Here is a 7805-nt window from a genome sequence, read left to right on the forward strand (position 1 = left end):
GTGCTTGTATTTGAGCACCTAATTTACATAAAATAAAGCACTATATATCCCCCCAAAAACAGCCCGATAGCCGATATACTCTCCCACCCGGCATTGGCGAACCCTTCCCGTTGCCGGTGGAGCATGCCCATTAACAGAGTGCCGCCCAGTAGTATGCACAGTGCCAGCACGAAGGATTCGGCATCCCCTACCTGATGGTAAATGGAGCCTTCCGTGTAAGCGGTATCGGCAAAAGCCAGGAAAAGCACATCAAAGCTGTTGCCGCCAATGATATTAGCCACTGCCAGGGTCAGCGCCCCCTGTCTTACCGCCACGATGGAGATCACCAGTTCGGGCAGAGAGGTCGCCACCGAGGTAAACAAGGCACCAACGAAAGACTGTGACAAACCGGATTGACTGGCAATGACCACTGCCACCTTCGCCACAAAGTAACCGGCTACGCCAACCACGACTGCCGAGAGCAAAAACCGGGTAACAAGCAGGGGTTTGTTAATACGGCCCAGATCTTCCTCAGGCTCATCCGCTACTGTTTCCCGGGTGTGAATGGGCTCCCACATCGGGGCCTGCCGGGCTTTAGCCACCGGAGACCGTACAAGACTTTGGCAGGCGGGAGCGCAACGAAGAGCAGGACGAAATTTGGCAAATGCAGCCCAAAGTGCAAAATCCCAAAAAGTTCTTATTAAAAGAAGCTGCTCAAGAAGGCTTAAACTAGAAAATACCCTTACCTTTGCGGCTTTATTTCATGGCACTTAGAGCGTGCCCCCAAGTGCAAAATTCATGCTCACAGTAAATAACCTTGGCTTGCAGTACGGCAAGCGCGTCCTTTTTGATGAAGTCAACCTCAAGTTTACCCGCGGCAATTGCTACGGCGTCATTGGGGCCAACGGGGCTGGCAAATCCACTTTCCTCAAGATCCTCTCCGGCGAAATTGCTGCCAACCGTGGCGACGTGGCTATTGAGCCGGGCAACCGTATGGCGGTGCTCAAGCAGAACCACTTCGAGTACGAAGAAGAGCAGGTGCTTGATACTGTGATCATGGGCTACAAGGAGATGTACGACCTCATGGTGCGCAAGAATGCCATCTACATGGACCCGGATGCCACTGAAGCGGATGGACTGTTGGCAGCCGAGCTGGAGAATAAGTTTGGGGAAATGGGCGGCTGGAATGCCGAAAATGATGCCGCAGAGCTACTCAGCAACCTGGGCATACATGAATCCCTGCACTACCGGCAGATGAAAGACCTGAACGGGGGGGAGAAAGTAAAAGTCCTCCTGGCACAATCTCTGTTCAGCAATCCGGACATCCTCCTGCTTGATGAGCCGACCAACGACCTTGATGCGGAGACCGTCACTTGGCTGGCCAACTTCCTCGCCGACTTCAAAAACATGGTCATCGTCGTGTCTCACGACCGTTACTTCCTGGATATGGTGTGCACCCATATTGTAGATATCGACTTCAAGCGGATTCGGATTTTCACGGGCAACTACACCTTCTGGTATGAATCCAGCCTGCTCATGACGCAGCAGATGGCCAACAAGAACAAAAAGGTTGAGCAAAAGCGCAAAGAGATGATGGAGTTCATTCAGCGGTTTAGCGCTAATGCCTCCAAGTCCAAGCAAGCTACCTCCCGGAAAAAAGCCCTGGAAAAACTCAACCTGGAAGACATACAGCCCTCTAGCCGGAAGTATCCTTACATCAACTTCAAGATGGAACGGGAACCGGGCGATCAGATCCTCAAAGTCCATGATCTGAGCCTGCGCAGCACGGATGGCACGCCCTTGTTTGCCAATGTGAGCTTCACCATGAACAAAGGGGAGAAAGTAGCGCTCCTCGGGCGCAATGCCACTGCCCTTACTGCTTTTTTTGATATTCTGGCGGGCAAAGCCACTGCGGATAGTGGTACCATTGAATTCGGGAAAACCATCAGCGTGGGCTACCTGCCCAACGAAAACGAAGCGTACTTCACCGGTAAGGGTGACCTCGACCTCATCAACTGGCTGCGGCAGTACTCCGAAGACCCCGATGAGCAATTCATTCGCGGCTTCCTGGGGCGCATGCTCTTTTCGGGAGAAGAGGTGCTCAAGCAGTCATCCGTGCTTTCCGGTGGCGAAAAGGTGCGCTGCATGTTGTCTAAAACCATGCTCACCCACCCTAATTTCATCCTCCTCGATGAGCCGACCAACCACCTCGACCTGGAGTCGATCACTGCACTGAACAATGCGATGTCTGAATTCCAGGGCAATATGATCTTTACGTCGCATGACCACAAACTCACGGAAACGGTGGCTAACCGCATTATCGAAATCACACCAAACGGCATCATAGACAGCCTGATGAACTTCGATGACTACCTGAGTTCGGATTCGATTCACACGCAGCGGGATGAGCTTTACGCTGGCGTAACGGCCTAGCAGTTTGTCAAGTGTGGAAAGCCGGGTGGTTGGAGATGGGCAGAAAGAGCATCTCCTGTGGCTGGGGATGACATGCGACTTCTCTGGAGTCGACCTCCTGTGGTATTGCCAGGGTTAAGGTGTGACTCTACCTGACTTCGCCGTGCAGACAGGTTCTCCGAAGTCATCCCGTATATGCGGTCTGTTTTACTTGTCATTTCAAATGACCTGATGCGTTGGGGATCATTACAGGGTTAAAGTAGCTCTTTTTTCCCACTGCACTGACCCGACGCATCAAGTCTATACTTGACAAAGTTCTAATCCCATCAGAGTTTATTAATAACCTCTACTTACCAATCCGTAAAGGCAGCGTTGAAAATATCCTCCATCATCTGCTGACTGATGGTCGAAATGGCTTCTTCCTCTACGTCAGCCAGCGCCTGGGAAGTGCCAAAGTCGAAAAAGAAAGAGAACGGGCGTTTGCGCTCCCAGCTCTTTTCTTCGTTCACATTATTGATGTACTGCACCGCTACCTCTATAGTCAGCCGGTTGATGCTTGTGACCTCCCCCGGCTGTGGGGCTTCTGACGTCACTGTGTAACGGGTTACGGTACCTTCGAAGGAGATATCCGGGTCAATTTCCTCAAGGGTGAGCCGCGACTCGGTCCGGATTTTTTCCTTCAGGTCTTCTGTCAGACGGATTGAGATCGTCGGCTCTGCGTTCAGTGCGGTAATATCAAACTGATCCACAAAGTAGGTTTTCACCTGTGAGTAGTCGATACTAATCCCCTTGAAAGAGTAGCATCCGGAGGCGGAGAAAATAGTAAGAGCCGCCAGGCCCAATAATAAGTAGCGCATGCTTTTTGCGCCAAAGATATCGAATACCCGCTAAAACGCCGTACCCTTTTGCGGGGAGTGTACTTTTTTGGGGTCCACGCAAAGTCCGCAGAGTGGTGCGCAAAGTATAGTGAGATCATAGACCCGCACTCTGCCCCAACTTCAAAGTACTTTCCGCCTGCGCTCCTAAATCCTACCTGTAACGAGGGTTTTATTTGGAATATTTTTTTTGAAAGCCAGCAGACAATAACCAAATAATTTATTAGCTTAGCTCCTTCATCACGTTTTTTATTCCAGGACAAACACTAATGACCTCAGTAAAAAGCAATACAACACCGTTGTAGTCAATCTTTTATTCTCATTACCAAAACACTGGATTAGTATGAAAAAAACATTGAACACCCTTTTTGTACTCTTACTCCTTGGCCTGACAAGCAACCTCTGGGCACAGCGCAACTGTGGTAGCATGGACTACCTGGAGTACCAAAAAGAAGAGCACCCCGAACGGGAACAACGCCTCAAGACCATTGAGCGGCACACCGCCCGCGTACTCGAGCATTCCACACGTGCTGTATCCGGCACTATTACCATCCCCGTGGTAGTGCACGTGGTCTATAACACAGCCACTGAAAACATCAGTACCGCTCAAATCCAAAGTCAGATCGATATTCTGAATGAGGATTTTCGCCGGTTGAATGCCGATGCTTCCAACACCCCATCTGCCTTTCAGGGCGTGGCAGCTGATGTAGAGATCGAATTTTGCCTGGCGACAACTGACCCACAGGGCAATCCCAGCAGTGGAATTACACGGACCCCCACTTCGGTTACGGCTTTTGGCACCAACGATGAAGTGAAGTTCAACTCCAGCGGTGGTAAAGATGCCTGGCCAGCCGGTAATTATATGAATATGTGGGTTTGCGACATCAGCGGCGGCATTCTGGGCTATGCGCAGTTCCCCGGTGGCCCTGCCAGCACCGATGGAGTCGTGGTTGACTACCAGTACTTTGGTGATATCGGTACCGCTACGGCTCCGTTCAACCTTGGCCGCACCGGCACCCATGAGGTAGGCCACTACCTCAACCTCCGCCACATCTGGGGCGACGGCAATTGCAACGCGGACGACTTCGTGGGCGATACGCCCCGGGCCGGTGGGCCCAACTATACCGGTTCTCCCTGTACCTTCCCCGGCCCCAACAGCTGTAATGAAGGCGGAGGCGACCTTCCGGATATGTTCCAAAACTACATGGACTACTCCAATGATGCCTGTATGAACCTCTTTACCCAAGGCCAGACTGCCCGTATGCGTGCCTTGTTCGAGCCCGGTGGTGCACGCGCCAGCCTGCTCAACTCCACGGCTTGCGGCACACCGGTCGCACCAACCTGTGATGATGGCATCCAAAACGGTGACGAAACTGGTGTGGACTGCGGTGGTTCCAACTGCGCCCCCTGCCCCTGTAATGACTCCAATCTAAGCTTGTCCATCACACTCGATAATTACCCTGCAGAAACTTCCTGGACGGTCACCGATGCAGGTGGCGCTACCGTGGCTTCCGGTGGTACTTATGGCGGGCAGCCCAATGGCTCTACCGTTACCGAAAGCATTAGCCTGGGCTCAGGCGACTACACCTTTACCATCAGCGATAGTTTTGGCGATGGCATTTGTTGCGCTTACGGCAATGGCTCCTATACCCTGACTGATGGCACAGGCGCGGTGATCGCTTCCGGTGGCAGCTTTGCTTCCAGCGAAAGCACTAATTTCTGTACAGGAGGAGCAGCGACTCCAACTTGCAATGATGGTGTGCAAAACGGTGATGAGACCGGCGTAGACTGCGGTGGCTCTAACTGCCCGGCCTGCCCGACTTGCAACGATGGCATCCAAAATGGCAGTGAGACCGGCGTGGATTGCGGCGGACCGGACTGCGCCCCCTGCCCTACCTGTGACGATGGCGTGCAAAACGGCAGCGAAACCGGGGTAGACTGCGGCGGGCCTGACTGTGCACCTTGCGCCACCTGTAACGATGGCATCCAAAATGGTAGTGAAACCGGCGTAGACTGTGGTGGGCCTGATTGTACACCTTGTGCTACCTGTAACGATGGTATCCAAAACGGCGGTGAGACCGGCGTAGACTGCGGCGGGCCTGACTGTGCACCTTGCGCTACCTCTTGCAGTAACGGCAACAACTTCACCCTGACCATCGTACTCGACAACTATCCCGGTGAGACAACCTGGACAGTGACCGATGGCGGCACTACCGTAGCTTCGGGTGGTCCCTACGGCACGCAGCCCAACGGCTCTACCGTCACTGAAACGTTTAGCCTCTCTGGTGGCGACTATGTGTTCACCATTTTTGATTCCTTTGGTGATGGTATTTGCTGTGCTTATGGCAATGGTTCTTACAGCCTGAGCGACGAACTCGGTAACACCCTGGCTTCCGGTGGCGCATTTGCGTCTTCAGAAAGCACCAACTTCTGTGCCGGCGACGGCGGTACCGCACCAACCTGCAATGACGGTATTCAGAATGGCGATGAGACCGGCGTGGACTGCGGCGGCTCTTGCGCACCTTGCGGCGGTGGAGGATGCACCTATCTCACACTCAACAGCGAAGGCTTTGAGTCGGGCTTCGGCATCTGGAATGACGGTGGCAGCGATTGCTACCGTAGCAACAGTAACCCTAATACCGGCTCCGTTAGCCTGGCGCTACGGGATAACTCCAGCTCATCGGTACTCACTACTGATAACCTCAACCTGACCGCTTACAGCGAACTCACTGTTGACTTTAGCTACTTCCCGGTCAGCATGGACAATGCCAATGAGGACTTCTGGCTGCAGGTTTCTACCAATGGCGGCAGCACCTACACCACCGTGGAAGAATGGAATCAGGGCGATGAGTTCCAGAATAATCAGCGCTACTTCGACGCAGTGGTCATTCCCGGCCCATTCACCGGCAATACGCGCCTGCGTTTCCGCTGTGATGCTTCCGGTAATTCTGACTGGGTCTACCTCGATGACATCGTGATCAGCGGCTGTCAGGATGGTGCCCGGATGGCGAACCCTGTACTTACGGCTGATTATGTAAAGCCGGCTGTTGATGGTGCAACCCATCGTGGCCCTCAGGCACAGGCTATACCGCAGATTGCCGACATCAACCTGTTCCCGAACCCGACCAATGGGGACCTGAAGCTTGCCTTTACCCTGCCCGAAGCCGGTCAGGTGCAGGTCATGGTAACGGGTACAGATGGCCGCGTCCTCAGTCAGGAGCAATGGCTCGGACAGGTAGGCACTTCTGTGCACGAAATCGACGCTTCCAAATTAGCGCCAGGAGTGTACTTCCTGCACCTGAGCGCCAATCAGGAGCATATTGTACGCCGCTTTGTGGTGGTGAAGTAATTCGCTGCGAATGAGCGATCAGGAGCTGCTCTGGCCTATTGGGTCGGAGCAGCTTTTTTTGTAGGTAGATGGAAGGGGGGAAAGTGAGGTTAGGGTCGTCTGCCTCCTTAGCTGGACTTTCGGCATTTTTATAAAACAAAAGAACTCTGAGGAAGGAGTATATTTGAAGTATCTGACATTTCAACTATGCTGCAACTTCCACCGGAGTCCTACAATCAAATATCGGTTAGTATATGAAAAGCAGGCGATTTCGAAGCACGAAAATTTCGGTTAAGTATAAAGTTCGATACGAGTCAAAACCCTTGCATTTACTACTGTTTCGCCTATTTTATATATATTGTTATGGTGTCGTATTTTTTAATTCATAAATTTTGTCATTATTCCTAATTGCAATAACATAAATCCACTTATTATCATTACGAAAATTGCGAATTTCTTTACGTCATTCAATTCTCGTCCATCTTTTAAAATCAACCGCCTAAAATCTGCTGAAATTAGGCTGAATAGAGCAGTCAGAAATAAAAGTCCAATAGCAGCTAAAACTCCATTACCAATTGGAAATCCATCTGTTTTTCCAAGAAAGAATGGAATAAAATCGGTCAAGAAAAGTAAGTTCCAAACAACTATTGCTCCAATTGCAAAACCTTTTTTGATTGGAAATCCGCCTTTTGCCTTTTTTTCAATTATTGTTCTGTCAATTTTTTGTTCAGTTTCATTTTGATTATTTAAAAATCCCGTTTCTTTAATTTGTCGAACTACAGAATTCGGGTCTTTAAAAGTCCAAAAAACCACTCGCTCTTTATAGTTAGCAACTTTATGATTTATTTTTATTCCTTGCCCAAGTATTGGAATCATTGTATAAGGTTCGATTGAAATAATGTCTGAAGCTTGAAAAGTCAAATTTCCGATAATCGAAGCGTTTAATTCCAATCTGTCTTTATTCACTTTTAAAGTCGCAAATGGAAATGTCGCATTAGCCATTCCAATTCTTGCTCCACCTGTTAATTGTAATTCGTTCATTTTGTTTTTGGTCGGTTTTGCTGTATGCACCACAACTCAAAGGAATGTCTGCGCCCCCCGCACCCAAGCCCCCCCCACGCGCAGAAATTTCAGTTGGACGAAACCAGCCCGCCCAGCTTGCCTGCGCACTATAGGGAAACGCGCTTGCCCCTTTCTTTTTCTTGAAGCTA

Annotated in this window: 6 protein-coding genes; 2 read left to right on the forward strand and 4 right to left on the reverse strand. The window is 50.9% G+C overall.

Annotated features, from left to right (window positions below):
• Positions 1 to 23 precede the first annotated feature (23 nt).
• The gene (locus RIC19_RS20245; RefSeq protein WP_350180186.1) at positions 24 to 557 is read right to left on the reverse strand and encodes a sodium:calcium antiporter; all 534 of its coding nucleotides are present in this window, start codon (positions 555 to 557) and stop codon (positions 24 to 26) included.
• Positions 558 to 777: 220 nt separating this feature from the next.
• Here RIC19_RS20245 and RIC19_RS20250 point away from each other — a divergent pair, with 220 nt between their 5' ends.
• Positions 778 to 2412, forward strand: a complete 1635-nt coding sequence (locus tag RIC19_RS20250; RefSeq protein WP_350180187.1) for an ABC-F family ATP-binding cassette domain-containing protein — start codon at positions 778 to 780, stop codon at positions 2410 to 2412.
• 329 nt (positions 2413 to 2741) lie between these two features.
• Here RIC19_RS20250 and lptE read toward each other — a convergent pair whose 3' ends face one another.
• Positions 2742 to 3248, reverse strand: a complete 507-nt coding sequence (gene lptE / locus RIC19_RS20255) for an LPS assembly lipoprotein LptE (protein ID WP_350180188.1) — start codon at positions 3246 to 3248, stop codon at positions 2742 to 2744.
• A gap of 361 nt (positions 3249 to 3609) precedes the next feature.
• Here lptE and RIC19_RS20260 point away from each other — a divergent pair, with 361 nt between their 5' ends.
• Positions 3610 to 6615 (forward strand): M43 family zinc metalloprotease, encoded by a 3006-nt coding sequence (locus tag RIC19_RS20260; RefSeq protein WP_350180189.1) that lies wholly within the window; start codon positions 3610 to 3612, stop codon positions 6613 to 6615.
• Between the two features lie 357 nt (positions 6616 to 6972).
• Here RIC19_RS20260 and RIC19_RS20265 read toward each other — a convergent pair whose 3' ends face one another.
• Both RIC19_RS20265 and RIC19_RS20270 read right to left on the reverse strand, forming a co-directional pair.
• Positions 6973 to 7635, reverse strand: a complete 663-nt coding sequence (locus tag RIC19_RS20265; RefSeq protein ID WP_350180190.1) for a hypothetical protein — start codon at positions 7633 to 7635, stop codon at positions 6973 to 6975.
• On the reverse strand, positions 7589 to 7805 hold a 217-nt coding region (locus tag RIC19_RS20270), incomplete at its 5' end, for a hypothetical protein (RefSeq protein ID WP_350180191.1). The genes RIC19_RS20265 and RIC19_RS20270, both read right to left, overlap by 47 nt.

Origin of the sequence: Phaeodactylibacter sp., assembly GCF_040219495.1 — a bacterium.
In the GTDB taxonomy this organism is placed as follows: Bacteria; Bacteroidota; Bacteroidia; order Chitinophagales; family Saprospiraceae; genus Phaeodactylibacter.